The following is a 25,906-nucleotide window of genomic DNA, read 5'->3' on the forward strand; positions in this document are numbered from 1 at the left end:
GCCGGCCGGGGACCGAACGGTTCTGGACCAGCGGCCCCGTCGATCATGCCCGATGGGTGATCGGGGAGCTCTGGGGCGGGCGCCCGGAGGTAAGGCGGCTGCCGCCCGATTGCGGGCGCCCGGCCGGCTGAACCCCCTGAAACGCCGTGCCGTCATGGTATGCATCGACATGGCGCTTCATTTTTCAGAGACACCGGAAAGCCGGCCGTTCCAAACTTTTGCCTTGACAGCGCCCGGGCCCGCCTATATATTCCAAAAAAACGATATATGGAGCGCCCATGAACGACTTTATCAAGGTCATGAAGGCCCTTTCGGACCCCGGCAGGGTCAAAGTGATCAAAATGCTTCAGCGCAGGACGCTCTGCGTCTGCGAGATCCAGTCCGCACTGGGCATTGCCCAGTCCTCAGCCAGCAAAAACCTGAAAATACTGGAGGAGGCCGGGCTGATCGTGGCTTCCAAGGACGGCCTGTGGGTGAACTATCGCCTGGCCGACGGCGCGAAAAGCCCCTTTGCGGCAAGCCTCCTCGGAAACCTTCGACACTGGCTGGAGGATGAACCTGACGTGGTCCGCCTGCTGGAGAGGCTCCCTGAGATCCGACGCGACCTCATCTGCGGAAATTGATTTTTGGGGAGCACCTTCCTATCGATCATCCCGCGACAGGGGGCGCTGGAGAGGGTTTTTGCCCGTGGTGCGGGATCGGGGCTTGCGGATCCCCGCGAATGCCCCCTACAACTCCTCCCGGACCTTGGTCATCAGGTGTTCCCGGATGCGCCGCATCTCCTGGGTTGAAAGGGTCATGTCCGGGACGATTTTTTTCAGGACCCGCTTGACGATGAGCCGGACCCGGGTGATGCTGATGCCGTACATCTCCGCGATTTCCCGGATGGACTGGCCTTCCAGGAGCCAGCCCATGATATCCTTGTTTCTGTCGCTTTCGCGCCGGCTCTGCCGCGGCTGCCGGAGGGGGTCGACGGGCTTTTCGCTGAAAACGTCCTCGGGCGGCCCCAGGGGTATCCAGTGGGTGACGTTTTTGAAGGTTCTTCTTCCGTGGGCTTCGCGCCAGACGTCGGCATCGGCATCGTAGGTCATGACGTCAAAGCTGAAATTCTTCAAATCGGGGCAGGGCACGAAGGCCAGCACCTCCTCCTCGGACGGGGGGAGTTCCTGGGAAATCTTTATCCATGAATACATCATCTGCTGTATCCTCCGAGATAAGATTTTTGATGCGACGCATGATAAGCTGCATTCGATGAAAAATCAATTTATTTATGCGGGTTATGAATTGAAAAAACGTCGGGATACCGATTCCTGCCGCCGCCCGGACGGCCGCAGGCCTTGAAAATCCTCATCGGAAATTGTTTTTCCCCCGAGGGCGTGGTATCATTTTTAGCTGTGCTCGGGCTGCGCGCGCAAGCCGCCTGCCGTTTTCCGATTCAAACGGACTGACCGTTTGAACTTGTTTCGATCCGCAAGGACAGAAAACCTCAATAAAGAGATCCGCCGGTGAACCTTCAATATCGACTCATATCCTACACATCCCTGATTGCGGCCATGATTCTCTGGTCCAGCTCGTTTCCCGCGCTGAAAATCGCCTTTCGCGCCTACGATCCCATGGTGGTGATCTTCGGGCGCATGGCGGTGGCAAGCCTCTGCTTCCTGATGTTTTTCAGATATTTCAAATCGGTGCGCCTTGAAAAAGGGACCCTGAAGCAGCTCGCTTTCATGGCCTTCTGCGAACCTTGCCTCTATTTCGTGTTTGAGGCCAAGGCCCTGGAGCACACCACGGCCTCCCAGGCCGGCATCATCGCCGGCACCCTCCCGCTCATGGTGGCGGTGGCGGCCCATTATATCCTGAAGGAGCGCATGTCCCGGCAAAACCTCTTCGGACTGACCCTTGCCATCGCGGGCGCCTGCTGGCTCAGCATGACCGGCCAGGCATCGGAGAGCGCCCCCGATCCGCCCCTGGGCAACTTCCTGGAATTTGTGGCCATGATTTTTGCCACCGGCTACATCATCACCCTGAAAAAACTGAGCCGGTTCTATTCCCCGCTGTTTCTGACCGCCACCCAGGCCGTGGTCGGATGCTTCTTTTACATGCCGCTCCTGCTGCTGCCGTCGACCACGCTGCCGACGGCCTTCGATGCGACGGGTCTCTTCGCGATTGCCTACCTGGGCGCCTTCGTGACCATCGGCGCTTACGGCCTTTACAATTTCAGCTTGAGCCGCGTCCCCGTCAACCAGGCCACGGTGTTCGTGAACCTGATTCCCGTATTCACCATCTTCCTCGGATGGCTGATTCTGAACGAGCAGCTTCTGCCCCAGCAATATCTGGCCACGATGCTGATTCTCACCGGCATCTTCGTCAGCCAGGGCGGCATGGCCCCGGACGACGCGGCCGTGCCCGCGGCCGTCGAGCCCTGCTCCTCGCCGAAATAACGCCCTGGCGATGGTGATCCGGCCGGGGGGTGGGACGATGGCGGAGATCCGGGGCGGGGCCGGGACGGATGCGCGCGGGCGGTGCGGCATCCATCCCGACCCCCGGGACGTGACCGCGCCTACGGCATGGTGCTCAGCAGCCCGGAGAAGACATTGGCGGGGTCGTACTTGGCTTTGACGGCCCGGAGACGCGTCAGGTTCGGGCCGAAGGCGGCCTGCAGGAGGGCCTCTTTGTCTTCCATGAAACCCGGAAAGTTCAAATAAATCCCTTCCCGGCTGAACCGCCGCATGTCATCGAAAAGCCCGCGCGCCCACGCAATGTTGGCCTCGGCATCCTCCCGCCGATGCCAGTTGGCCTCTATCCCGAGCATGTAGGGAGCGTCCCGTCTGTAAAAGGCGGTGTCCGGTGAAGAAGAGCCGGCAGGGGCACCCCCGAGCATCCATACGTCGATCGAGGACGCCGCCGACGGGCGCATGCGCGTGTGGTTCGCGAGAACCTCGACGACCTCCCCGTCCAGCCGATCGAGATAACACGATTTCCAGTAGTAAAAATCGCCATCGGGATAATCGGCGTCCAGATATTTCTGGGCCTGGACCCAGCTCATGGGGCCGCTGAGATCCGCGATGGGGTCCCCCAGCCGCCGAAGCGGTGCGATCCTCCGCTCGCCGTCATGGAAAGGCCCGGTGTCGCATCCGAGGACGATGACGACGGGCGTGCCCCGCATCTCCGGCGGGACCTCCGGGACATCCGGCGCGCTCCAGAAGACCGCGAGGGCCATCAGCTCCTTTTCCGCCCCGGCCATGTATTCCCGAAGGCCCGTGATCACGCCGCGGGCCTGTTCCAGCGGATAGACCGGTACGGCCATCCACACCCGGGGGCCCACCGGGTGCAGTCGAAACTCAAACGAGGTGACCACGCCGAAGTTGCCGCCGCCGCCCCGGACGGCCCAGAATAGATCGCTGTTCTCGGTCTGGCTGGCCTTCCTGAGCTGCCCATCGGCGGTCACGATGTCCACCGACGACAGGTTGTCGATGGAAAACCCGTGCTTTCGCAGCAGCCATCCCGCACCGCCGTGAAGCGTCAGGCCGGCGACGCCGGTGGCCGAAACCACGCCGACCGGTGCGGCCAGGCCGAACGCCTGGGTCTCGTGATCGAGGTCTCCCAGACGAGCGCCGCCTTCGGCGCGCGCCAGCCGGCGTTCCGGGTCGACGCGGACGCTTCTCATCTCCGAGAGGTCGATCACGAGCCCGTTGTCGACCAGCGCGCTCCCGGCCACGTTGTGGCCGCCGCCGCGGATGCCGGTCAAGAGGCCGTGCTCCCGCGCAAATGCAACGGCGGCGATGACGTCGGCCGTACCGCGGCACCGGACGATCAGTGCGGGTCGCCTGTCGATCATGCCGTTCCACACCCGGCGCGCGTCGTCATAGCCGTCGTCGCCGGCGGCAAGGAGTCTTCCTCTCAGGCGTTCGTGAAACCTGTCCACGGCCTCCTTTTCAAGCATTGCGACGCCCCCGTCGCTTTTTGAAACCCTGTATGTCATCATCGCTCTCCTCCAATCATGCCCCGGTGGTTGTTTCCCGGGGATCGTTGCGTGGTTGTCATGACGCCTGCGCTTCCCTGGGGCGCCCTTTCCCTCCCCAGCATCCGGGGACCCTGGTGAAAAGGGCGGGTTTGCGCCGTGAAAAGCGCTCTTGTCCAGGCTGCGGTCGTCTTCAGTCGATTGGATCGGGCTGAGCGGAGAATCTCTATGGATGCGCGCCAGCCAGCCACAGGTGCACGGATAGGAAATAACCGGGGGATCCCGAAGGCGGATTCCAGAGAAGCGGGTCGCGGCAGACGGTGCGGAAAGACGGGGAAACGGAAACAGGAGAATCGCAGCTTTGATGAAAAAAATTATGCATGAGGCTGTAAAAGTCAATGGAGGGCGGGCGCCCGCGGTCAACCCGTCCCTGCCGCGGTCCATCCGCGAACGCTTCATCGGCCTTGCAAAGGCTTGCGGCTTCGGTATAATGCATATGGAGATTGCGTGGGGTGAACTGGTCGCCCCGCCCGAGGCCCGGAAGGATTCTTGCGGATGCCTGTCCGCCAGGGGTCCGCAGGCGGAGGGGCGCCCGGAAAATGTTCCATCGGCCGGAGCGAATTCATGAAGATCGATGAAAAGGATGTTGTGGAGTTCAGCAGCAACGGTGTGCTGGTGACCGATGAAAAGGGCCGGATCCTGCTGATCAACCGTCAATCCAAAAAAATCCTGAACCTGGATGCGAAGCGGCACATCGGCCGGCTCGTATCGGATACCCTGCCCCTGGTCGGCGACCGCATCCTGGAATGCCTGAAGACGCGAAGGCCCATCCTCGGCGCCCAGATTTCCGGAAAACAGGTGAGCCTGGTGCTGAACGTCACCCCGGTGATCAAGGACGGTATGCTTTGCGGCGCGGTCAGCAATTTCCAGGAGCTGAGCGCCTTCGAGAACTCGGCGCGGAATCTGGAATCCTACAAGCGGCTGAACCGCCAACTAGAGACCATCATCCACGCCTCGTCCGACGGGATCTGGGTCTGTGACGAAAAAGGCGAAATCATCCACGTCAACGAGGCATCGGAAAAGCTCAACGGCATCCAGGCTGCGGACGTGGTGGGCAAAACCGTCCGGAACCTGGTGGACACCCAGCTCTTCGACCAGTCGGTGACCCTCAAGGTGCTGGAAAGCAGGCAGCAGGAGAGCCTCGTCCAGTTCATCCCCCGGACCGGCCGGCATCTGCTGGTGACGGGCACGCCCGCCTTTGACGAATATGGAAACATCTTCCTGGTCGTGGTCAACGAGCGGGACATGACCGAACTCAACACCCTGCGGGAGAAGATTGAACAGACCCGGAAGATTTCCCAGAAATACCGGGAGGAACTGACGGACCTCTCCATGCTCGAACTCAAACGCCACGACATCGTTGCCGAGAGCGACAAGATGCGCCAGGTGCTTCACATGGCCATGAAACTGTCCCGGATCGACGACGCCAACATCCTCATCCTCGGGGAGTCCGGTACGGGCAAGGGGCTTCTGGCCAAGTTCATCCACAAGAGCAGCAGCCGGTGCAAGAATCCCTTTGTTCAGATCAACTGCGCCGCCCTTCCGGAGCAGTTGCTCGAAGCCGAGCTTTTCGGCTACGAAAAAGGGGCGTTTTCCGGTGCCGGCGAAAAAGGCAAGGTCGGCCTTTTCGAGGTGGCCCACACCGGCACCGTGTTTCTGGACGAGATCGGCGACATGCCGCCGTCGCTTCAGGCCAAGCTCCTCACCTACCTCGACAATCACGAAATCCGGCGCCTGGGCGGCACGGAATCGTTCGTGGTGAACTGCGCCGTCATCGCCGCGACAAACCAGGATATCGAAGGGATGGTGAAGGAAAAGCGCTTCAGGAAGGACCTTTACTTTCGCCTGAACAGCTTCATCCTCCAAATCCCGCCGCTCAGGGAGCGGCCGGAAGACATTTTCGAGCTGGTTCAATTCTATCTGGAAAAATACAACCGCGAGTACAACACCAGAAAGCGCATCCGCCCGAGCGGGCTGGATACGCTGCTGGACCATGCTTTCCCGGGGAATGTCCGTGAACTGAAGAGCATCATCAAGAAGGCCGTGGTGATGAGCGACCGGGAGACCATCGACCCTGTCGTCATGTCCAGCATCGACAAATCGGCGAAGGAGAATTCAAGGGGCCGGGAGAACGCCCTTTCATCCCGCATTCGCCTGCCGGACAGGGTGGCGGCCGTCGAAAAGGAGATTCTGGCCCGGGCCATGAAGGCCTGCAGATCCACACGGGAGATGGCGGGCCTCCTGGGCATCAGCCAGTCGACGGTGGTGCGGAGGATGAAAAGGCACCGGCTTGCGTTCGATAAGATTCATTCCTGAATCGAAATTATTCATCAAATCAGGAATGATATGGATTTGAGTCATTATAGCATCGACCTCTTTTCAACCATCCGGTCGATGGGGCGACAAAGTGATTCAAGAATGAATCAAACCGGTTTCAGATCCAGGGGCAATCCATCCTCTTTTCAGTCCATTCCCGTGTGCGCCAGGAATTATCATGCAGAAACCTATTGATAATTCAGGGTGATCGGCTTTTCCCTCCGGGGCTGCTGCTGCATTGGAGCATATTTTGCTTCTCATGGAGGGAAATGGCTTTCGGCGGCGGGAGCAGAACCCGGGGAGGCATTCCCGGGGGATGACTCCGGCGCCGCATGGCTCAACTAGAGCGTCCAACGCTCACCCCCCCAACCAGAAAGGAGCGCATTCCCGATGTCAACCAATGGAGCCCTGCATGAATCCAGGAACAAGGTCATCGCCAAAGGCAATGTCAGCGGCACCGGCACCTATATCGCGAAAGCCCGGGGCGCCCGCCTCACGGATGTGGAAGGCCGTGAATACATCGATTTCGGAGGCGGCATCGCAGTCATGAACGTGGGGCACTCCCATCCGAAGGTTGTCGCCGCCATCCAGCGGCAGGCGGAGCGCTTTACCCACACCTGTTTCATGGTCACCCCCTATGAATCCCCGGTCCGGCTGGCGGAAAAGCTGTGCGCCGCGGTGCCCGGCGATTTCCCCAAGAGCGCCATGTTCGCCAACAGCGGGGCCGAAGCGGTTGAAAACGCCGTGAAGATCGCGCGATACGCCACCCAGAAACCCGCCGTCATCGCCTTTGAAAACGCATTTCACGGCCGGACCCTTCTGGCCATGACCCTGACCAGCAAGGTCAAGCCCTACAAGTTCGGGTTCGGGCCTTTCGCCCCCGAGATTTATCGGATGCCTTTCGCCTATTGCTACCGGTGCCCGTTCCGGTTGTCCTATCCCGCCTGCGACGTGGCCTGCGCCGACTATTTCAATGATTTTCTCATCACCCATGTGGTGCCGGAAAACACGGCGGCCATCATCTTCGAGCCGGTGCAGGGCGAGGGGGGGTTCATCGTCCCGCCGAAGGAATACTTCCCCAGGATCAAGGCGACCTGCGAGGCCAACGGGATCCTGTTCATCGCCGACGAAATCCAGACCGGCATGGGCCGCACCGGCACCCTTTTCGGCATGGAGCAGTTCGGCGTGGTCGCCGACATCACCACCGTCGCCAAGAGTCTGGCCGCCGGCATGCCCTTGAGCGCGGTGGTCGGCCGGAAGGAGATCATGGACAGCGTCCACGCCTCGGGCATCGGGGGCACTTACGGCGGCAATCCCCTGGCCTGCGAAGCGGCCCTGGCCGTGTTCGACATCTTCGAGACCGAAGGCCTGCTGACCAAGGCCAAAGCCCTGGGCGAGATCCTGCGCACAAGGCTCAACGCATTCAAGGAGAGCTGCGCCCTGGTTGGCGATGTCCGCGGCCTCGGTCCCATGATGGCCATGGAGCTGGTCAAGGACCGGGAAAAGAAGACGCCGGCAGCCGATGAAGCCAAGGCCCTGACCCGGTTCTGCCTGGACAGGGGGCTTGTACTCCTCTCCTGCGGCATTTACGGCAACGTCATCCGTTTCTTGATGCCCCTGGTCATCTCCGATGCCGACCTGAACACGGGTCTCGATATCGTGGGCGAAGGCCTCGAAGCCGTCAGCCGGTCCTGAGCGCAGTGTGCCGGTATTTTCCGTTTTTGTACTATCAACCCTGATAGTCTCGTAAAAAGTCAATTTTCAGACGGTTTCGTAAAAAGTTCGAGATCAAGGCTTGCAAATTCCGAGGAATGAGGCGTACTTGAAGTACGCCGCAGTGACGAGGGATGCAGCATAACGCAGATATCGGGCTTTTTGCGGAACCGTCAACCCTTTCAGAGGAGGAATTCATGAAGACCAAAACAACCCGATCGACGATCCACGGACATTTTCTATCCATTGCGATGTTCTTTACCGCCCTGATGCTGGCCGCGCCCCTTCCGGCCCAGGACACGGCCATCAGGGTGGGGAATATCATCCCCCTGTCCGGCCCGTCGGCCAGCGTGGGCCTCCAGGGGAAGCAGGCACGTGAAATGGCCGTCGAGGAGATCAACGCCGCCGGCGGCATCCAATCCCTTGCCGGGGCGAAGCTCGAAATGCTGTACGCGGATTCCGAATCCAAGCCCGAAAGAGGCGTGGCCGAGGCCGAGCGCCTCATCAACACCGAGAAGGTCAACGTCCTGACCGGCTGCTGGAACAGCGCGGTGACCTACCCGACCACGGCGGTGGCCGAGCGGTACGGCATCCCTTTTATCGTGCCGGTATCGGTGGCGGACAAGATCACGGAGCAGGGCTTCAAGACGGTGTTCCGCATCGCCGCCAAGGATTCCTGGTGGACCCGGGACCAGTTCTCATTCCTCAAAGACATGGAAGCCGAATTCAACACGCCGATCAAGAAGCTGGCCTTCGTCTATGAAAACGGCGACTGGGGCAAGGGCTTTGCCGGCCAGTGGAAGATGCTGGCGGAAAAGGGCGGCTACGAGGTGGTGATGGATGAACCCTACCCCTCCACCGCCACGGACCTGAGCCCGGTGGTCCAGAAGATCCGCAGGTCCCGGGCGGACGTGCTGATGATGGTCTCCAACGCGGCGGACGCCATCCTCCTCACCAACACCCTGGCCGAGTACAAGGTCAAGCTGAAGGCCATCGTCACCAGCGGCGGCGGTCATGCGGACCCCTCCTTCATGAAGGCCGTCGGTCAGAATGCCCGCTATCTTTTCGACATCGTGGAATGGGAAACCGACGTCAACAAGGCGGGCGCCAGGGAGACCAATGAAAAATTCAAGGCCAAGTACGGCCAGAACCTCACGGGCGAGGCTGTTGACGCTTACCTGGCCATGTACGTGCTCAAAGACGCCCTGGAACGGGCCGCCTCCACAGATCCGGCCAGGATTCGCGACGCCCTTGCCGCTACGAAACTCACCAGCGGACCCGGCATGATCGTGGGCTATGATGCCGTGGAGTTCGACGAAACCGGCCAGAACAAGCACGCCTCCCCGGTCATGGTTCAGATCAACGACATGGGCAAGGGGCTCGAACGGATTACGGTCTGGCCCAAGAGCGCCCGCCGTGCCGGCTACACCCCGATCTTCCCCATGCCGTAAACCCGAACCGAATCCCCTGTCTCCCACCGGAGAAAGGGGATTCGGGGCTGATCCGCAACCACATACCCCGGGGGGATCCACCCATGCTTTACATCCTCGAAGACACCATCAACGGCATACTGATGGGATCCATCTACGGCCTGACGGCCTTGGGGCTCACCATCATCTTCGGCGTACTCAAGGTCATCAATTTCGCCCACGGCTCGCTGCTCATGGTTGGAATGTATGCGGCCTACTGGACGGTGGCCCTGACGGGCATGCATCCCTACCTGGCCATTTTCATCGTGGCACCCGCCATGTTCGGCTTCGGCTATTACCTGCAGGACATCGTGATCAAGCCCATTTTCAAGGTGGAGAAAAACGTCCGGGAACCCATCACCGTCATCATCGTCACGACAGGGCTCTGGTATATCCTGGACAACCTGACGCTGCTCATCTTCGGTCCCCAATACCGGAGCCTGCCGGATAATCCCCTCCGCGGCGAGATACTGGAAATCGGCGAGATGCTCATTTCCGTACCCAAGCTTTTCGGTTTCGTCATCACCTTGCTCACGGCAGCGGCCATTTACTGGTTTTTTCAGAAAACCCGAATGGGCCGGGCCATCCGGGCCACCAGCCTGGATCGGGAGGCGGCCAGCCTCATGGGAATCAACCAGTACAAGATCTACAACGTGGCCTTTGGCATCGGGACGGCCACCGCAGGCATCGCGGCCGTCACCCTGGTGCCCTTTTACAATGTCTTTCCCAGCGTGGGCGTGCTTTTCGACATCAAGGGCTTCATCATCGTCGTGCTCGGGGGATTGGGCAGCATCGGCGGGGCCATCCTGGGAGGCATCATTATCGGCTTGATCGAATCGGTGGGTCCCCAGTTCATGACCGCCACCTGGACCGAAGCCATCGTCTACGGGCTGTTTCTGATGTTTCTGTTCCTCAAACCCTCCGGTCTGTTCGGTGTGAAACATGACTGGTAAAATCACAGGATAAGCCATGCCATGACCCAAAGAGCGTTCAACATCGCGGCCCTCTCCGGCCTGATCCTTCTGTCCTTCGGACTGCCCTTCGTGGTTCGGAGCGCCACGTATCTTCACATCCTTGTGCAGGTGTTTTTCTATGCTTACCTGACCACCAGTTGGAACCTGGTGGGGGGATTCGCCGGCGTGCTGCCGTTAGGCCATTCGGCCTTTGTGGGGATCGGCGCTTACGCCTCAACCATCCTGTTCCTCCAATACGGCGTCAGCCCGTGGATCGGCATGTTCGTTGGAGCGATTTTCGCCACCATCGTGGGCGTGCTCATCGGACTGCCCACATTCAAGATGCGGGGGGCCTATTTCGCCCTGGCCACCATCGCCTTTGCAGAAGGCTTCCGCGTGATGGTGGAAAACATCGATACCATCGGCCCCATCAACATCAACGGCCCCCGGGGGCTCCAGATTCCGCCCCTGGACACGGGTTTCGCCAATATGATGTTCGCCACCAAGGAACCTTACTACTACATCATTCTGGTGATGCTCATCGGCGTACTGGCCATCACCTATTTTATTTCCCGGTCCAAACTCGGCTATTACCTGAATGCCGGCGGCGAGGAGCCCGAGGCCGCCATGGCCCTCGGGGTCAACGTGGCCCGGGCCAAGCTGGCGGCCATGGCCATGAGCTCCTTTCTAACAGCCCTGGCCGGCACGTTTTACGCCCAGTTCACCCTGTACATCCATCCCAAGAGCATCATGCACCTCGATATGTCCTTCGAGATTGCATTCATCGCCCTCATCGGGGGCCGGGGCTCCATCGCCGGCCCCGTTCTGGGAGCGCTTCTGCTGAGGCCGGTCAGCGATTTCTGCCGCATCTATTTCGGGGATGTCCTGCCCGGCCTCCATTTGATCATTTTCGGCACCGTTCTCATCCTTGTTATGATCTACCAGCCAAGAGGTCTTCAAGAGCCCCTCACACGGGCCTGGCAGCTCCTGGTGAACCGCCGGCCGGCCAAAACCATGGGGAGGGCCCGCACATGACGATTCTTTCGCTTAGGAACATGACAAAGGATTTCGGCGGATTGCGGGCCGTGAATTCCCTCAGTCTCGACATCGAAAGCGGACAGATCCTGGCCTTGATCGGCCCCAACGGCGCCGGAAAATCCACCGCCTTCAACTGTATCGCGGGCGTATACACCCCCACCGCCGGGACGATTACCTTCGAGGGGGAGAGCATCAACGGCTGCAAGCCCTGGGATCTGTGCAAAAAAGGGCTGGCCCGCACCTTCCAGATCGTCAAGCCCTTTGCCTCAAAGAGCGTGCTTTACAACGTTACCGTGGGCAGCTTCGCGAGGACCGGAAAGCGGGACGCCGCCGAGGAGAAGGCCCTCGAGGTACTCGAATTCCTTCAGTTCAGCGACAAGAAGGACGTTCGCGCCGGCAACCTGACCATTGCCGATCGCAAGCGCCTTGAAATCGCCCGGGCACTGGCCACCGGCCCCAAGCTCCTGCTGCTGGACGAGGTCATGGCGGGGCTGCGTCCCGCCGAAGTGGACGACATGGTGGAGATCATGAAAAAGCTGCGGGACAGCGGTATCACCATCTTTGTCATCGAGCACATCATGCGGGCCATCATGGCCATGTCCGACCGGATCGTGGTGATCCAGTTCGGCAGGAAAATCGCCGAGGGAACGCCAAAGGAGATCGCCTCAGACGAAAACGTGATCAAGGCCTATCTGGGAGAAGACTATGCCGCTGCTTGAGATCAACCATATCGACGTGTTTTACGGGGACGTTCAGGTCATCTTCGATATTTCCCTGACCGTGGAAAAAGGAGAAGTGGTGAGCATCATCGGGGGAAACGGCGCCGGAAAGTCCACCCTGCTGAGAACCATTTCCGGACTGATGCAGCCGGCCTCGGGAAAGATCCGCTTCACCGGTAAATCCATCCATAACCGGCCTCCGGAAGAGATCGTGGAGATGGGCGTGGTGCACGTCCCCGAGGGGCGTCGCCTGTTTTCCCTGATGACCGTCAAAGACAATCTCATCGTCGGTGCATACACCAAACGGGCCGGTGCAGCCATGACGCAGACCCTGAAGGAGGTTTATGAGCTGCTTCCCCGGCTCGCCGAACGGGAAAATCAGATTGCCATGACCCTTTCCGGCGGAGAGCAGCAGATGGTTGCCATCGGAAGGGGGCTGATGGCCAAACCGGAGCTGCTGATGCTGGACGAACCCTCCCTCGGCCTGGCGCCTATCCTGATCAGGGATATCTTCGAAACCGTCCGGAAGATTGCCGATCTTGGGGTGACGGTTCTCCTGGTCGAGCAGGACGTGAAGCACTCCCTGAGCCTGAGCGACCGCGGCTACGTCCTGGAGCACGGCCGGGTGGCCATGACGGGGCAGGCGAAGGACCTGATGAACGATCCCCATGTCAAGGAAGCCTACCTGGGGATGTAGGCCCATTTCATATGAAAAAAACTGAAAAGGTGGACATCATGCATGGCTGTTACGGACGCATATTGACTGTTGATTTGACCGGGCGGACCGCCGCGGTTGAATTCCTGCCCGACGACCTTCTGGCCGCGTACTTTGGCGGAAAGGGCCTGGCCACCCATCTCCTGCTGGAACGAAACCCGCCGGGGGTGGATCCCCTTTCGCCGGAAAATCGTCTCATCATTGCCACGGGGCCTTTCTGCAACAGCCGTATCTGGGGCGGGAGCCGCTACGGGGTGTTCACCAAATCCCCCCTTACCGGCCTCTATTCGGAATCCTATTCCGGCGGCAAAGTCCCGGAGGCCATCGACGCGGCCGGGTATGACGCCGTCGTCTTCACCGGGTGCGCCAAGCGCCCCGTTGCGGTCACCGTTCATCCCGAAGGGGCCGATTTCCATGAGGCCGGGGATCTCTGGGGAAAGGACGTCTATGACACCGAAGCCGAGGCCCTGAAGCGGTATGCGGCGTCAACAGAGGGCTATGGAAAGCCCGGCGCCGTCGTCATCGGCCCGGCAGGGGAGCGGCTGGTGCGCTATGCCCTCATCGCCAACGACAGATGGCGGTGCGCCGGCCGGACCGGCGTGGGGGCCGTCATGGGGTCCAAAAAGCTCAAGGCCGTGGTCTTCCAGGGGGACCGGACCCGCGTCTTCCACCGGCCCGACGCCGTGGCCGAATACTGCAAGGCCTTCTCCAAGAAGAACATGGAGGCGCCGGGCGTCAAGGCCTACCGGGCCATGGGCACCACCATGATGGTGGCCCTGATGAACACGGTGGGCGCCTTTCCGGCCAGATACTGGTCCCAGGGCACCTGTGACCACTGGGAAAAGATCAGCGGCGAAACCTATCACAAGGAACATGCGGTCAAACCCCACGCCTGCGCCAAATGTTTCATGGCCTGCGGCCGGATGGCCACCCTGTCCAAGGGACGCCACCAGGGCCTGACCCTGGAGGGGCCGGAGTACGAAACCATCTATGCGTTCGGAGGGCTGTGCATGGTGGAAGACATGGCGGAGATCGTCTACCTTAACGACATCTGCGACCGCCTGGGCATGGACACCATCACGGCCGGCAACCTCTGCGCCCTGGCCATCGAGGCCAGCCGCAGGGGAAACATTCCCTACGCCATAAATTACGGAGAGGCGGACCGGATCGCCGACCTTCTGGAAATGATCGGCCGCCGGGAAGGCATCGGCGACCTCCTGGCCGAAGGCATCGTGCCCACGGCCCGGGCATGGGGGCTTGAAGAGATCGCCGTCCACGTCAAGGGCCTGGAACCCGCAGGCTACGATCCCCGGGTGCTCAAGGGGATGGGGCTTGCCTATGGCACCTCCGACCGGGGTGCATGTCACCTGCGCACCACCTTTTACAAACCCGAGCTCTCCGGCATGATCCCCCCGGATCAAATCGACGGCAAGGCGGAATTGCTCATCGATTTCGAGGACCGGCTCACCCTGTTCGACATGTTGATCCTCTGCCGCTTCTACCGGGACCTCTACACCTGGGAAGAGCTGGAAACCCTGATTCACCATGTCACCGGCCTGCCGGCATCCAAGGCGGCACTCCGGGAAATGGCGGCCCGGGTCACCAATATGACCCGCAGATTCAACCTCCGGGAGGGCATGACGGCCAAGGCCGATCTGCTCCCGGGGCGGCTGCACCGGGAGGCCCTGCCGTCGGGACACCGCCTCACCGAATCGGAAATGGCCGTCATGCTCGCGGACTATTACCGGCTGAGGGGATGGAGCAGCGCGGGGGTGCCTGGCGAGTAGGGCGCCGAAAGACAGAACCAGTTTTGAATCAATATAATCCATGTATATCAATATAATGTGGTTTCGATGCGTTATTGAATCATTTCGGATTCAAGGTATGGGCCGTTCTTCTTCCGATCTGATGCAAAAATGAATCGAACGGGGTCGATGCCGGAGCATGTCATTGCGTTTCCGATGTTCTCCCATGCATCCCAAAGGATTTCATGAAATACGAACCCCCTTCATTTGCTGAATATTCGGAGCGATGGCCGCCGCTCCCCAGGACATCGCGTCGTCGTTGGCGCATCTTTTGCTGCTGCATCATTGGCCCGTTTTTTTAGGCGATGACGCACGCCGTCAGGGTTTCGGCCCGGGCGAATCGCTGCGGGGAAAGAACAATCACAGGAGGCATCTATGAAGGTCGATATCAATGTGGACATGGGGGAGAGTTTCGGGATGTACACCATGGGAAACGATGAAGCGTTCATGCCGTACATCACCACCGCGAACGTGGCCTGCGGGTTTCATGCCGGGGACCCGACGGTCATGAAAAAAACCGTTGCCCTCGCCCGAAAGCACGGGGTCCAGGTGGGCGCCCATCCCAGCCTACCCGATCTCCAGGGGTTCGGCAGGCGGGAGATGAAACTGACCATGGAGGAAATTCATGACGACATGGTCTACCAGATCGGCGCACTCAAGGCCTTCGTGGAGGCCGAAGGCGGGATGCTGCACCATGTCAAGCCCCACGGATCGCTTTACGGCATGATGTCCCGCAGCAGAGAGGTTTCAAAAACCATCTGCGAGGCGATCCTCGATATCGACAGGGATCTCTACCTGTACACGATGAAAAAAGGGGTGGCGGGGGAGGTCGCCGGGGAAATGGGGGTCCGCGTCGTGTACGAGGTGTTCGGAGACCTTGGGTACGACGGGGAGGGAAACCTTGTCATCACCCGCCATCACGACGCCCATCAGCCGGAGGCGGTCGCCGCCAGGGTATTGAGGATGATCCGGGACAGGAAGGTCGTCACGACGACGGGGGCCGAGATCGACATCGAGGGCGCCTCGGTGTGCCTGCATTCGGACAGCCCGGGCGCCGTGGACCTCCTGAAGGCCGTCCGGAGGTCTCTGGAGGGCGCGGGAGTTGAGATCGCGGCACCCGTGAAATAGAAACGCCGGGGTTTTTCGCGGACGGACGACCCCGTAAGCGCAGCGCAGATACCGGTCTTTTTGCGGAACCGTCAATCATGGAAAGGGGAAGACAACATCTATGGCACAGCAAGACTACGACGTCATTCTGGACACGTTGCCGGCAACGGAATCCCGGCTGGAAGTCCTGTTTCGGCAGGCGGGAGATGGATTTCTTCAACTGGAGTACGGCCGGATGCAGCGCGCCGACCTGCTGGACTCCTTCAGGGTCGGCACCGTCAACGAGCGGCTCCTGAAAAAAAAGATCCCCGGGCTCATCGAAACGGTGCCCGGCATTCGGACCAACCTGTTTCACTACCATCCCGAAACCCTGAAAACCAGGGAATTGATCGACGTCATCAAGGAGGAGGAGGGGGCCCTTTCAGACGTGGAGGATATCGTGCTGGAATCCCGCCTCATCCATCTGCCCATCGCCTTTGAAGACAGCGAGACTAAAAAAGCGGTCGCAAAATATGTCAAGGAGGTCCGGCCCGACGCCCCCAACGTCATCAACGGATACAATCTCGAGTATATCGCCATGTGCAACGGCGTGTCGGCGGAAGAGGTCAAGCGGATGCTCCTCACAACCGAATGGTACAACAGCGGCTGCGGGTTCTGGCCGGGGGGCGGCTTCTTCTGGCCCATGGACCCCCGCTGCGCCATCGTCGTGCCCAAATACAACCCGCCGCGAACGTGGACCCCGGAGGGAACGGTCGGCATCGGCGGCCCCTGCGTCTTTACCTATACCACGGCCACCGGAGGCGGCTACCAGCTCTTCGGCCGCACCATCCCCACCTTTCAGTTCAGCCAGAAGCACCCGCTCTTCAAAGAGACGCCCTTTCTCTACAGAAACGGAGACCGCATCCGGTTCCATGAGGTCAGTGAGGCCGAAATCCTCCGCATTTTCGAACATGTTCACGACAAGACGGATTACACCTACGAGATCGAAAGCGGCAGCATCACCGTGAAGGACTATATCGGCTTTGTCACCTCCGATGAGGTTCGAAAAGGCGTCGAGGAATTCAAGGCGAAACAGGCGGAAGGCTTCAGGACGGCCCCCAGGCTGTAGGCCGGGGCGCAGGGACCGCTTTTCAACATCGTCGAGGATCTTGTCATATTCCAAATCCGTAGAGGGAGGAATTCTATATGCTGCACGTGATCAACGGGGGGATCGAAACCGTGGTGGAGGACTGGCCGGGAAGACTCGGCTATCTGGGCAAGGGGATGTCGGCCTCCGGCGCCCTGGACAATGTGGGGCTCGGGTTTGCCAACCTGCTGGTGGGAAACCCGCCCGGAGAGGCCGGCCTGGAAATCGCCGGCGGCTATTTTGAGGCGGAATTCTCGGCGGACACGGTTATCGCGGTCTGCGGAACAGACATGCAGCCGGCACTCAACGGAAGTGCGATGCCGCTCTGGACATCCGTCGCCGTGGCCAAAGGGGACAAAATCAAGTTTTCCCATTTCGGGAAGACCGGATTCCGGTCCTACCTCGCGGTGGCGGGGGGGGTTGACGTCCCTGTGTACCTGAACAGCAAGTCGACCTGCATTTTCGGGAGCTACGGCGGCTTCCACGGGAGAAAGCTTGCCCCGGGGGACACCCTCGGCTTTGGCCGCCCCGCAGGGCCCCTGGGCGATCTGGCCGGCAGAACGCTGAAAAAAGAGGTTATCCCGGAATACGAAAATGAATGGCACATTCGGGCCATGCCCGGACCCAACACCTGTCCGGATTATGTCACCCGGGAGGGCATGGATTACCTGTTCGGCCACTCCTTCAAGATCCAGCACACCTCCAACCGCTCCGCCTACCGGCTGGATGCGCTGAAGGAGGGCTTCTTCGCCAGGGAGGACGGCGGGGTCGGGGGGAGCCATCCCTCCAACATCGTCGACCACGCCTATTCCATCCGGGGCGCCATGAACATCTGCGGCAACACCCCCATCATTCTGATCGGCGACGGCCCCACCCTGGGCGGCTATTTCTGCGCCCTGCACGTCATCAACGCCGATCTCTGGAAGATCGGACAGGGCACGCCCACCCGGGATTATATCCGGTTTGTATACTGCACGGAAGAGGATGCGATCCGCGCACGCATCGAACAGAAGCGGCTTCTGACGGCGGATGCGGTGGTCTAGCGCCGCCGCCGGCAGGGAAAAAGGACGGATGCCGAAACCGAAACCGATTATGGAAGGTATTGCCCACAGGGAGGTTCAACATGGAAAAAAGCGTTAACGCCATCATGCCGGGGCTCGTCGCCCGGGTGGTCGTGGATGAGGGTGCCAGGGTGACAAAGGGCCAGGAGGTTGCGGTGATCAACTGCATGAAGAATGAAATCAGCGTCCCCTCCGACGCGGACGGCATCGTCAAGAAGATCCTGGTCAAGGAATGGGATGAAATGCAGGTCGACATGCCGATGATCATTCTTGAAGTCCAGGAGGGATGACGTGGAACGCCCCGGCTTCGGGTCCGGAATATACCCCCCGGACCGGGCGGGGCGGCCGGTCGTCCCCGGAAGAACCGGATTCCCGGGGCATGCGGAGCGGTCTGCCGGCCCCGCGGGTCCGATGACATCAGAAAAGGAGCATGGTCTTTGAGAAAGCTGCTGATCGCCAATCGAGGGGAAATCGCCGTAAGGATCATCCGAACGGCCCGGGATATGGGGATTGAAACCGTCGCGGTCTACTCCGACGCCGATCGGAACGCGTCCCATGTCCGGGAAGCGGATGAGGCCTTTCATCTGGGTCCTTCTCCGGCGCCGAAAAGCTACCTCGACATCGACCGGATCATGGACGCCGTCGGGAAATCCGGTGCGGATGCCGTTCATCCCGGCTATGGCTTTCTTTCGGAGAATGCGGCGTTCGCGGAGGCCGTGGCTTCACGGGGAACCACCTTTGTGGGTCCGCCGCCGTCGGTTCTGGAGAAGATCGAATCGAAATGCTACTGCCGGAACCTGAGCGATTCCGTCGGGGTGCCGGTGATCCCCGGCTCCCTGGATGTCCTCGATGACGCCGCCTCGCTTCACCGGGCGTTCCAGGAACACGGCAGCCCCATTCTCCTGAAGCTGGACAAGGGCGGCGGCGGGAAGGGGATCCAGGTCATCCGGCATGCCCATGAGATCGAGAACGCCTTTGAAGCCAGCCGGAGCATGGGAAAGGTGGCGTTCGGCTCCCAGGACTGCTATGTCGAAAAAGGGCTCGGCAGGGCAAGGCATATCGAGGTCCAGTTCATCGGCGACCACCACGGCAACTACATCACCCTGGGGGAGCGGGAGTGCTCCATCCAGAGAAGATATCAGAAGATCATCGAGGAGGCGCCCTCTCCGGCCGTAACGGCGTCGGAGAGAGCCATGCTCGAGGGCTGGACCATCCGGCTCGCCTCGGCCATGGGATACCGGAATGCGGGCACCATTGAATACCTCCTTGCCGAGGACGGCCGGTTCTATTTCATGGAGATCAACGCCCGGATCCAGGTGGAGCACCCCGTCACGGAGTTCATCACCGGCACCGACATCGTCCGGATCCAGCTTGAGGTCGCCGCAGGCAAACGGCTCGGCATCGCCCAGGAGGATGTGCGGTTCGACGGCCATGCCATTCAGGCGCGGGTCTATGCCGAAGACCCCGTCTCCTTCATGCCCTCCCCGGGCGTCATCAGCAAGCTCCGGTTTCCCGTCATCCGGAAAATCAAGACCCGATTCGATCACGCCCTCGAGGAAGGGGGCGCCGTCTCCCCCTTCTACGATCCGATGCTGGCCAAGGTGATCGTATGGGGATCCACCCGGGAGCGGGCCATCGAGCGGCTGAAAAAACGGCTCTCCTGTTTCACGATCGAAGGCACCAAAACCACCATCCCCATCGCCCTGATGGTGTTGGACAGCCCGGATTTCGTCAACGGGGAGTTCCACACGGAATCGCTGGAATCGATTTTCAAGCAGTATGCCTTCGACCCCGACGAAAACCGGTACCGGCGGATCTGATCCGGCATTCCGGAGGGGTATCGCCGACATTTGGAAAGGTCCACCTGCGGGAAGAGGGGGGCGGCGTTTCTCAACGCCGCCCCCCTTGCGTTGGGCGGGCTCCCGCCGGCGGGGAGCCCGCTCCTCAGTACATCCGAGAGGCGGCTTGCCGGCGGGAAGTCATGGGGGGGCGCTAGAAGTTCGGCAGGGCGCCGAACCCCCGGACGGCCCAGTAGAGTCCCGTAAGCAGCAGCAGCACGATGTTGGCCAGGAACCAGAGCGGAATGCCGACCCGCAGGAAGTCCTTGGGTTCGAGGTAGCCGCTGGCGTAAACGATGGCGTTGGGCGGCGTGCCGATGATCAGGGCATAGGCGAAAGAGGAGGCGATGGCCGTGGACATGGCCATGAAGGGCAGGTAGGCCGTGCCCGGATGGGCCAGCCCCGCCATGTTGAGGGTGATGGGCCCAACGGCCGCTGCGGCCGGGCCGTCCGCCATGAGGTTGGTGACGATGGCCGTGATGCCGTTGGATACGGCCAAAAGCGGTAGCCCTGAGTTCATGCCCAGGGGTGCCAGGAGGTCCATGACGCTCCGGGCCAGCCAGTAGGCCGCGCCGGTGCCGTCCAGGGTGCGGCCGAAGATGATGGCCCCGGCATACAGCCAGACCACGCCCCAGTCCACCTTCTCCTGGTAGTCGCGCCAGTTGACGATGCCGGACAGGAGGTAGGCCACCGCGCCGGCCATGGCCAGGACGCCCAGGCCCAGGCGGATGGGCAGGATCCCCATTTCATAGAAGGTCTTCTCCGTGAACCAGCCGAAGACCATGATGACGAAGATGATCAGGGCCATGATCTGGGTTCGGCTCCAGCCGCCCATCTTGTCGATCTCTTTTTTGAGCTGTTCCATGGCCGGGGCCAGGGACTTGATGCGGGGCTTGAACTGCCAGTTGATCAGGAGCCAGGTGGCCGGGATCATAACGAGGAGGAAGGGGGCGCAGTAGGTGATCCACTGGAAATAGCCGATGTCCATGCCGAACATGTCGCTCAGGTAGGTCATCATGATGACGTTGCGGGCCCCGCCCGAGGGGGCGCCGGGGCCGCCGATGTTGCAGGCCATGGCGATGGAGATCATCAGCATCTTGCCCAGCTCGGGGTCTTCCGGGATATCCTTGGTGAGGCTGTTCTGGTAGAGCAGCATGGCGATGGGCAGGAACATGGCCGCCAGGGCGTGGTCGGAGATGACCGCCGCAAGAGGCGCGATGATGATGATGAAGATCATGGTGATCATCTTGATGTTGGGGACCGCGAGCTTCTTGAACATGGCCAGGCAGACCCGCTTGTCCACCCCGGTCTTGACGAAGGCGGCCGCGAACATGAGGCTGCCCATGATGAACCAGACGGCGTCGTCCCAATAGAGCTGGGCCACCTCCGAGCGGGTGACCACCCCGGTGAAGACCAGCAGCAGCCCGGTGCAGAAGGAGACGCTGGGAAGGGGGATGCACTCCGTCAGAAAGCAGAAGACCACAAAGGCGCCCATGGCGATGGCGACCTGGATATGCCAGGCGCCGGTATCGGCGGCCGCCTTGTCGCCGCCGGTCAGGTTTTCATATTTCAGGCCTTCCCTGCGCAGATCCATGGCGCTTTTCATGAGGTCGCGAAACCGTTCGTCCGGCACGTTGTCGGTCACCCAGGTCATGGCCTGGGCCAGGTTGGTCTTGTCCGACGGGATCTTGTTCTGCTTGAGCCACTTGTCGTCCCGTTTCAGGAAGCGGTCCTTGCCCAGGGCGCCCATCCGCATGTTCTGGTCCATGATCTGCACGGTGAGGAGCTGCCATTGTTCCAGATAAGGCGTTTCCTGGTTGAAAAGCTCCTTGGCGAGGAAGCTGTTCACCGCCTTGGGGCCGACCTTGTATTCCGTGCCCACGTCCTTCATGCTGTAAGGCGTCGGCATGAGCAGGATGCCGATAAGCAGCACCACCGGAATGACGAACAGCTTCCAGTCGACGTATTTGTCATAGCCGGAGGCCTTCTTTTTCTTGATGGCGCTCTTGCGGGTCGCGGGTGCTCCCTCGCCGTGGGACGAAGCAAGGTCCTGATCGGTTCGGGCATCGCCGGATTTACTCGATGGATTCATATAAACCCTCCTTAATTGACGATCAATTGAAGTTGATTCCGTTCATTTAGAAAATGATGTGAGCCATTTCAAAAAAGAGATCCTGTTCGCGCACCACGCCGACGACCCTGCCCTTTCGGGTGATCAGAACCCGCCGGACCTGCTGGGAGTACATGAAGTCGGCCAGCTCCATCAGGTTGGTGTCCTCATCCAGGCACGGCGGGGTATCGGACATGACCTCCGCTACTTTTTTGCCGGCCAGGGCCTTGACCTGGGTGGAGAAAAGGCCGCTCCAGAACATCCGCGAATACTGGATGCTGTCGGCCATGGAGGGTTTTGCCGCGCTCAGATAGCCCGGCCGCGCCGCTTCGATCAGGTCCAGGATGCTGAGAATGCCGATGACCTCCCGGTTGGCATCGCAGACCAGGAGGGAGCGGTGGCCGGTTTCCATGACGCGGCTCGATGAAATGAGGCCTTCGAAGGTGCGCATGAGGGCCTGAACGGCCTCCCGGACCGTCTGCTCCGGTCCGATGGAGGTGTAGTCGTCCAGGCGGATCATGATGTTCCCGGCATTTTTTTCTTCTTTTTTCAAATCCTTGTGCGATGCCTTGAACGCTTCGTTGATTTTCAGGGCCAGCAGATCGATGTCACAGGGCTTGCTGAGGTAATCATAGGCGCCTTTTTCGCGGGATGCCTTGGCGGACACCTCGGCGCCGTGCCCGGTGAGCATGATCACCTGGGTTTCCGGGCAAATTTTCTTGATTTCACCCAGTGCCTCGTGCCCGTCCATGCCCGGCATCTTGATGTCCAGGATGACCACATCCTGGGGGTTGTCCGTCAGGATGCCGATCGCCTCCTCGCCTGAGGCGGCGATGGTGGTCGCAAAGCCCTTTTTGTTCAATATCCTGGATGTGGTCGCCCGAAACTGCGCTTCATCATCCACCATGAGAACCTTAATTTGTTCCGTCATGCTTTTTCTCCTTGTTTATGGATTCGATACCTCAAGCCTCGAAAAAACATCACCAGGGATCCGGCCGGCCGATCCGCCCCTCCACCGATGCCTATCGTGATATTGTCCCGCGGATGGGCGTTTCCGTCGAACCGAATGGCGGACATTCCCGCGGCACTCCGTTCCGTCTGGGCCCTTTCCGGGTCTGTGTCGATATTTTTTACGCACTGGAAAAAAATCATACGCTCCCCCGGCATCCGCCGCTGCCGTCCATGCCCCCCTCCGGCAGGACCGGTCCGGCCGACCCTCTCCGTCGGGCCGGACCTTGCGGCGTGAAACAGCGCTCTGAGCAGGCATTCAAACCCTTCATGGGGTCCCATGCTTTGCCGAAGAGGGAATCCGGCGTCTGGATGCCTGAGCGGCGGCGGCGGAAGCCGCTTCGCTCGTGCAGTACATTCAGCAATTTCCGTACCAGTAAAAATCAGCCCAAAGGATCGTATCTAAGATGATGATACTATTTTATCCGGGATCCTTTTTTCGGACAAGGGCGTCCGTCTGCCGTGGCGGATCTTTTTTCATCGGCGGGAAGACGGGATGCAGAGGGGGGAACGGCGGCGCCTTTCTTGCAAGGATTCTGCATTCAACGGGACTGGCATTTGTCGTCGGAATGAGGTAAAGATCATGGCATCACATCAACCGGACTCATCCCGACCTGTCTTTCACCGGGACCGGTTCAGGGGGCATCCATCCTCGTCTGAACTCAGCCCGGACGAGCGCCATGGAGGGAGGATCGCAGAAATGAACATCTATTACGTCGATGGGGAGTTTGTCGCGGAAGACCGGGCGGCCATCTCCGTGAACGATCTGGGGGTGATCCGGGGATACGGCGTTTTCGACTTCATGCGCACGTACAAGATGCGTCCTTTTTTCCTGGAGGACCATATCCGGCGGCTTGAAACCTCGGCCCGGCTGATCGAGCTGGCCATGCCGCGCACCCGCCGCGAGATCTTCGGCATCACCATGGAGACCCTCTCCCGGAACAGGGGCCACATGACCGAAGCCGCCGTCCGGATCGTCATCACCGGCGGCGTCAGCCCGGACGGCATCACCCCCCCGAGCGCCGCGAGACTCCTGGTCATGGTGACGCCGCATCACCCGTGCCCGGCCGAATGGTATCGCGACGGGGCCGCCGTCATCACCACCCCGGACGAGCGATACCTGCCAGGCGCCAAGAGCACCCATTACATCCCGGCCATCCTGGCCCTGTCCCGGGCGCACCGGCAGGGCGCCATGGAATCGCTCTACGTCGATCGAACCCACCGCCTCCTGGAGGGCACGACCTCCAATGTCTTCGCCTTTATCGGGGAGCGGCTGGTAACACCCGGCGCGTCCATACTGCCCGGCATCACCCGGCAGGTCGTCATGGCGCTGGCGGGGATTGAATTCAATGTCGAGGTCCGGGACATTCATCGGGACGAGATTCGGGTGATGGACGAGGTCTTCATCACCTCCTCCAACAAGGAGGTCGTCCCCGTCGTCTCCCTGGACGGCCTGACCGTCGGCGACGGCAGCCCCGGTCCGCGGACCCGGAGGATCATGGAACTCTTCGCCGCCTGCACCCGCGCCTACGGCGAGGGAAACCAGGGATATGAGGCGGCAGGAGAAGGGCAGGGCCATGGGAACCCATGATATCCGGGCGGAAATCGACCTTTCGGCCGTCGATCACAACCTGAAGGGCCTGCGGAGGCTCACGGGGCCTTCGGTCCGAATGCTCGCCGCCGTGAAAGCCAATGCCTACGGCCACGGCCTGGTCGAAGTGGCGCGGCAGGCCGCGGCAAGCGGCGTCCACATGCTGGGCGTCGCCCGCGCGGAGGAGGGGATCGAACTGCGCGCCTCCGGGATCGGGGCCCCCGTCCTGATCTTCGGATACACCCCGCCGGATGCGGTCCCGGAACTGCTGAGGTGGGATCTCATCCCCACCGTGTTTTCCGCTGCCGCGGCCGAAGCCATGTCCGTCGCCGCCCTTGCCGCGGGGAGACGGCTTGCCGTGCATGTCAAGGTGGATACGGGCATGGGGCGGATCGGCCTGCTCCCGGCCGGCCGGCACCCCGACGGCGAAGGGGCCGCCGTCCCCGAGATCGAACGGATCGCCCGCCTGAAAGGCCTGTCGCCCGAAGGGATCTACACCCATTTCGCCGCGTCCGACAGCCGGGACAAAACCAGTGCCGGACGGCAGTTTGAAACGTTCATGGCCATCCTGTCCGCGCTTGCCGGAAAGGGCATCACCTTCCCCCTGCGCCATGCGGCCAACAGCGGCGCCGTCATCGATATGCCCCAAACCCATCTCGACATGGTCCGGGCGGGCATCGCCGTTTACGGCCTGTACCCCTCCGACGAGGTGGACAGGGGCCGGATCGACCTCGTCCCCGCCATGACCCTGAAGGCCCGGATCGCCCAGCTCAAGTCGGTTCCGGCCGGGTTTCCGGTGAGCTACGCCGGCACCTACGTTACCCCCCGGCCCACAATCATCGCCACCGTGCCGGTGGGCTACGCGGACGGGTATCGCCGCGCCCTCTCCTCCCGCGGCGTCATGCTCGTCGGCGGCCTTCGGGTCCCGGTCGTCGGCCGCGTCTGCATGGACCTCACCATGCTGGATGTCGGCGGGGTCCCGGGGGTGGCGCCCGGGGATGAGGTGGTGATCCTGGGGGCCCAGGGCGGTGAGAGGATCACCGCGGAAGAGATCGCCGGCCGGCTGGGCACCATCCACTACGAGGTGGTGTCGACGGTCATGGCAAGGGTGCCGCGAATATTCAGATCGTAGGGGCAGGTGCCACACCTGCCCATCCTGCAGGTGAAGACCCCGGTTCTGGATCATGCCGGGTGCGGCCCGTGTGCCGCCCTTCTCCGGGGCATGATCCGGGATGAAATTAAAGATTGACAACCCCCCGGGGGGGGTGTTCTCTTGAGGTTTCCATTTCCTTGGATTTCGCGTTTCCGGTTAGACATCA

General features: G+C 61.0%; 21 protein-coding genes. 17 read left to right on the top strand and 4 right to left on the bottom strand.

From position 1 onward, the window contains the following. Nucleotides 1-278 precede the first annotated feature (278 nt). Nucleotides 279-623 (top strand): ArsR/SmtB family transcription factor, encoded by a 345-nt coding sequence (locus ACEW8N_RS03220; protein ID WP_373498358.1) that lies wholly within the window; start codon nt 279-281, stop codon nt 621-623. Nucleotides 624-728: 105 nt separating this feature from the next. On the opposite strand, the gene ACEW8N_RS03225 is transcribed toward ACEW8N_RS03220, so the two are convergent. Continuing rightward, nucleotides 729-1,196 carry a DUF551 domain-containing protein gene (locus ACEW8N_RS03225; RefSeq protein ID WP_373498359.1) on the bottom strand — a complete coding sequence of 156 codons (468 nt, stop codon included), beginning with the start codon at nt 1,194-1,196 and terminating at the stop codon, nt 729-731. Between the two features lie 309 nt (nt 1,197-1,505). Here ACEW8N_RS03225 and ACEW8N_RS03230 point away from each other — a divergent pair, with 309 nt between their 5' ends. Further along, the gene (locus ACEW8N_RS03230) at nt 1,506-2,438 is read left to right on the top strand and encodes a DMT family transporter (RefSeq protein WP_373498360.1); all 933 of its coding nucleotides are present in this window, start codon (nt 1,506-1,508) and stop codon (nt 2,436-2,438) included. 119 nt (nt 2,439-2,557) lie between these two features. On the opposite strand, the gene ACEW8N_RS03235 is transcribed toward ACEW8N_RS03230, so the two are convergent. Continuing rightward, the gene (locus tag ACEW8N_RS03235; RefSeq protein WP_373498361.1) at nt 2,558-3,982 is read right to left on the bottom strand and encodes an FAD-binding oxidoreductase; all 1,425 of its coding nucleotides are present in this window, start codon (nt 3,980-3,982) and stop codon (nt 2,558-2,560) included. A 600-nt stretch (nt 3,983-4,582) separates the two neighbouring features. Here ACEW8N_RS03235 and ACEW8N_RS03240 point away from each other — a divergent pair. The 13 genes from ACEW8N_RS03240 to ACEW8N_RS03300 all read left to right on the top strand — a co-directional run bounded on the left by ACEW8N_RS03240 (nt 4,583) and on the right by ACEW8N_RS03300 (nt 19,860). Further along, a complete protein-coding gene (locus tag ACEW8N_RS03240; RefSeq protein ID WP_373498362.1) occupies nt 4,583-6,334 on the top strand; it encodes a sigma 54-interacting transcriptional regulator in 1,752 nt (583 codons plus the stop codon). A gap of 390 nt (nt 6,335-6,724) precedes the next feature. Then, nucleotides 6,725-8,029 (top strand): 4-aminobutyrate--2-oxoglutarate transaminase, encoded by a 1,305-nt coding sequence (gene gabT / locus ACEW8N_RS03245; protein WP_373498363.1) that lies wholly within the window; start codon nt 6,725-6,727, stop codon nt 8,027-8,029. A gap of 215 nt (nt 8,030-8,244) precedes the next feature. Beyond that, nucleotides 8,245-9,498 carry an ABC transporter substrate-binding protein gene (locus ACEW8N_RS03250; protein ID WP_373498364.1) on the top strand — a complete coding sequence of 418 codons (1,254 nt, stop codon included), beginning with the start codon at nt 8,245-8,247 and terminating at the stop codon, nt 9,496-9,498. 83 nt (nt 9,499-9,581) lie between these two features. Next, on the top strand, nt 9,582-10,469 hold the full coding sequence (locus ACEW8N_RS03255) for a branched-chain amino acid ABC transporter permease (protein WP_373498365.1): 888 nt from the start codon (nt 9,582-9,584) through the stop codon (nt 10,467-10,469). Nucleotides 10,470-10,490: 21 nt separating this feature from the next. Continuing rightward, a complete protein-coding gene (locus tag ACEW8N_RS03260; RefSeq protein WP_373498366.1) occupies nt 10,491-11,504 on the top strand; it encodes a branched-chain amino acid ABC transporter permease in 1,014 nt (337 codons plus the stop codon). After that, a complete protein-coding gene (locus ACEW8N_RS03265) occupies nt 11,501-12,226 on the top strand; it encodes an ABC transporter ATP-binding protein (protein ID WP_373498367.1) in 726 nt (241 codons plus the stop codon). The genes ACEW8N_RS03260 and ACEW8N_RS03265 overlap by 4 nt, the downstream gene beginning before the upstream one ends. Next, nucleotides 12,219-12,923, top strand: a complete 705-nt coding sequence (locus ACEW8N_RS03270) for an ABC transporter ATP-binding protein (protein ID WP_373498387.1) — start codon at nt 12,219-12,221, stop codon at nt 12,921-12,923. The genes ACEW8N_RS03265 and ACEW8N_RS03270 overlap by 8 nt, the downstream gene beginning before the upstream one ends. Nucleotides 12,924-12,934: 11 nt before the next feature. Next, on the top strand, nt 12,935-14,728 hold the full coding sequence (locus ACEW8N_RS03275) for an aldehyde ferredoxin oxidoreductase family protein (protein WP_373498368.1): 1,794 nt from the start codon (nt 12,935-12,937) through the stop codon (nt 14,726-14,728). A 393-nt stretch (nt 14,729-15,121) separates the two neighbouring features. Next, nucleotides 15,122-15,874: a LamB/YcsF family protein gene (locus tag ACEW8N_RS03280; RefSeq protein ID WP_373498369.1), complete on the top strand. Its 753-nt coding sequence runs from the start codon at nt 15,122-15,124 to the stop codon at nt 15,872-15,874. Between the two features lie 100 nt (nt 15,875-15,974). Continuing rightward, entirely contained in the window at nt 15,975-16,961 is a 987-nt protein-coding gene (locus ACEW8N_RS03285; RefSeq protein WP_373498370.1) for a carboxyltransferase domain-containing protein, read from the top strand. A gap of 77 nt (nt 16,962-17,038) precedes the next feature. Further along, a complete protein-coding gene (locus tag ACEW8N_RS03290) occupies nt 17,039-18,022 on the top strand; it encodes a biotin-dependent carboxyltransferase family protein (protein ID WP_373498371.1) in 984 nt (327 codons plus the stop codon). Nucleotides 18,023-18,102: 80 nt separating this feature from the next. Continuing rightward, nucleotides 18,103-18,330, top strand: a complete 228-nt coding sequence (locus tag ACEW8N_RS03295) for an acetyl-CoA carboxylase biotin carboxyl carrier protein subunit (protein ID WP_373498372.1) — start codon at nt 18,103-18,105, stop codon at nt 18,328-18,330. A gap of 147 nt (nt 18,331-18,477) precedes the next feature. Beyond that, the gene (locus tag ACEW8N_RS03300) at nt 18,478-19,860 is read left to right on the top strand and encodes an acetyl/propionyl/methylcrotonyl-CoA carboxylase subunit alpha (RefSeq protein WP_373498373.1); all 1,383 of its coding nucleotides are present in this window, start codon (nt 18,478-18,480) and stop codon (nt 19,858-19,860) included. A gap of 172 nt (nt 19,861-20,032) precedes the next feature. Here ACEW8N_RS03300 and ACEW8N_RS03305 read toward each other — a convergent pair whose 3' ends face one another. Then, the gene (locus ACEW8N_RS03305; protein WP_373498374.1) at nt 20,033-21,970 is read right to left on the bottom strand and encodes a DASS family sodium-coupled anion symporter; all 1,938 of its coding nucleotides are present in this window, start codon (nt 21,968-21,970) and stop codon (nt 20,033-20,035) included. Nucleotides 21,971-22,016: 46 nt separating this feature from the next. Next, nucleotides 22,017-22,919, bottom strand: a complete 903-nt coding sequence (locus ACEW8N_RS03310) for a response regulator (protein ID WP_373498375.1) — start codon at nt 22,917-22,919, stop codon at nt 22,017-22,019. A 777-nt stretch (nt 22,920-23,696) separates the two neighbouring features. Between ACEW8N_RS03310 and ACEW8N_RS03315 the strand changes: the two genes are divergently transcribed. Together ACEW8N_RS03315 and alr are read left to right on the top strand one after the other, a co-directional pair. Next, nucleotides 23,697-24,587 carry an aminotransferase class IV gene (locus ACEW8N_RS03315; protein ID WP_373498376.1) on the top strand — a complete coding sequence of 297 codons (891 nt, stop codon included), beginning with the start codon at nt 23,697-23,699 and terminating at the stop codon, nt 24,585-24,587. Then, complete coding sequence (gene alr, locus ACEW8N_RS03320; RefSeq protein ID WP_373498377.1) at nt 24,574-25,719, top strand: alanine racemase; 1,146 nt, start codon at nt 24,574-24,576, stop codon at nt 25,717-25,719. Before ACEW8N_RS03315 ends, alr begins: the two co-directional genes overlap by 14 nt. Nucleotides 25,720-25,906 lie beyond the last annotated feature (187 nt).

The organism is Desulfococcus sp. (assembly GCF_041737845.1).
In the GTDB taxonomy this organism is placed as follows: domain Bacteria; phylum Desulfobacterota; class Desulfobacteria; order Desulfobacterales; family Desulfococcaceae; genus Desulfococcus.

What these genes read in the sequence shown, in the direction of transcription:
- ACEW8N_RS03285 (WP_373498370.1), top strand. Translation starts at nt 15,975, where the DNA reads ATGGCACAGCAAGACTACGACGTCATTCTGGACACGTTGCCGGCAACG.
- ACEW8N_RS03260 (WP_373498366.1), top strand. Translation starts at nt 10,491, where the DNA reads ATGACCCAAAGAGCGTTCAACATCGCGGCCCTCTCCGGCCTGATCCTT.
- ACEW8N_RS03315 (WP_373498376.1), top strand. Translation starts at nt 23,697, where the DNA reads ATGAACATCTATTACGTCGATGGGGAGTTTGTCGCGGAAGACCGGGCG.
- ACEW8N_RS03290 (WP_373498371.1), top strand. Translation starts at nt 17,039, where the DNA reads ATGCTGCACGTGATCAACGGGGGGATCGAAACCGTGGTGGAGGACTGG.
- ACEW8N_RS03240 (WP_373498362.1), top strand. Translation starts at nt 4,583, where the DNA reads ATGAAGATCGATGAAAAGGATGTTGTGGAGTTCAGCAGCAACGGTGTG.
- ACEW8N_RS03220 (WP_373498358.1), top strand. Translation starts at nt 279, where the DNA reads ATGAACGACTTTATCAAGGTCATGAAGGCCCTTTCGGACCCCGGCAGG.
- ACEW8N_RS03280 (WP_373498369.1), top strand. Translation starts at nt 15,122, where the DNA reads ATGAAGGTCGATATCAATGTGGACATGGGGGAGAGTTTCGGGATGTAC.
- ACEW8N_RS03235 (WP_373498361.1), bottom strand. Translation starts at nt 3,982, where the DNA reads ATGATGACATACAGGGTTTCAAAAAGCGACGGGGGCGTCGCAATGCTT.
- ACEW8N_RS03295 (WP_373498372.1), top strand. Translation starts at nt 18,103, where the DNA reads ATGGAAAAAAGCGTTAACGCCATCATGCCGGGGCTCGTCGCCCGGGTG.
- ACEW8N_RS03305 (WP_373498374.1), bottom strand. Translation starts at nt 21,970, where the DNA reads ATGAATCCATCGAGTAAATCCGGCGATGCCCGAACCGATCAGGACCTT.
- gabT (WP_373498363.1), top strand. Translation starts at nt 6,725, where the DNA reads ATGTCAACCAATGGAGCCCTGCATGAATCCAGGAACAAGGTCATCGCC.
- ACEW8N_RS03225 (WP_373498359.1), bottom strand. Translation starts at nt 1,196, where the DNA reads ATGATGTATTCATGGATAAAGATTTCCCAGGAACTCCCCCCGTCCGAG.
- ACEW8N_RS03265 (WP_373498367.1), top strand. Translation starts at nt 11,501, where the DNA reads ATGACGATTCTTTCGCTTAGGAACATGACAAAGGATTTCGGCGGATTG.
- ACEW8N_RS03255 (WP_373498365.1), top strand. Translation starts at nt 9,582, where the DNA reads ATGCTTTACATCCTCGAAGACACCATCAACGGCATACTGATGGGATCC.
- ACEW8N_RS03310 (WP_373498375.1), bottom strand. Translation starts at nt 22,919, where the DNA reads ATGACGGAACAAATTAAGGTTCTCATGGTGGATGATGAAGCGCAGTTT.
- ACEW8N_RS03250 (WP_373498364.1), top strand. Translation starts at nt 8,245, where the DNA reads ATGAAGACCAAAACAACCCGATCGACGATCCACGGACATTTTCTATCC.
- ACEW8N_RS03275 (WP_373498368.1), top strand. Translation starts at nt 12,935, where the DNA reads ATGAAAAAAACTGAAAAGGTGGACATCATGCATGGCTGTTACGGACGC.
- alr (WP_373498377.1), top strand. Translation starts at nt 24,574, where the DNA reads ATGGGAACCCATGATATCCGGGCGGAAATCGACCTTTCGGCCGTCGAT.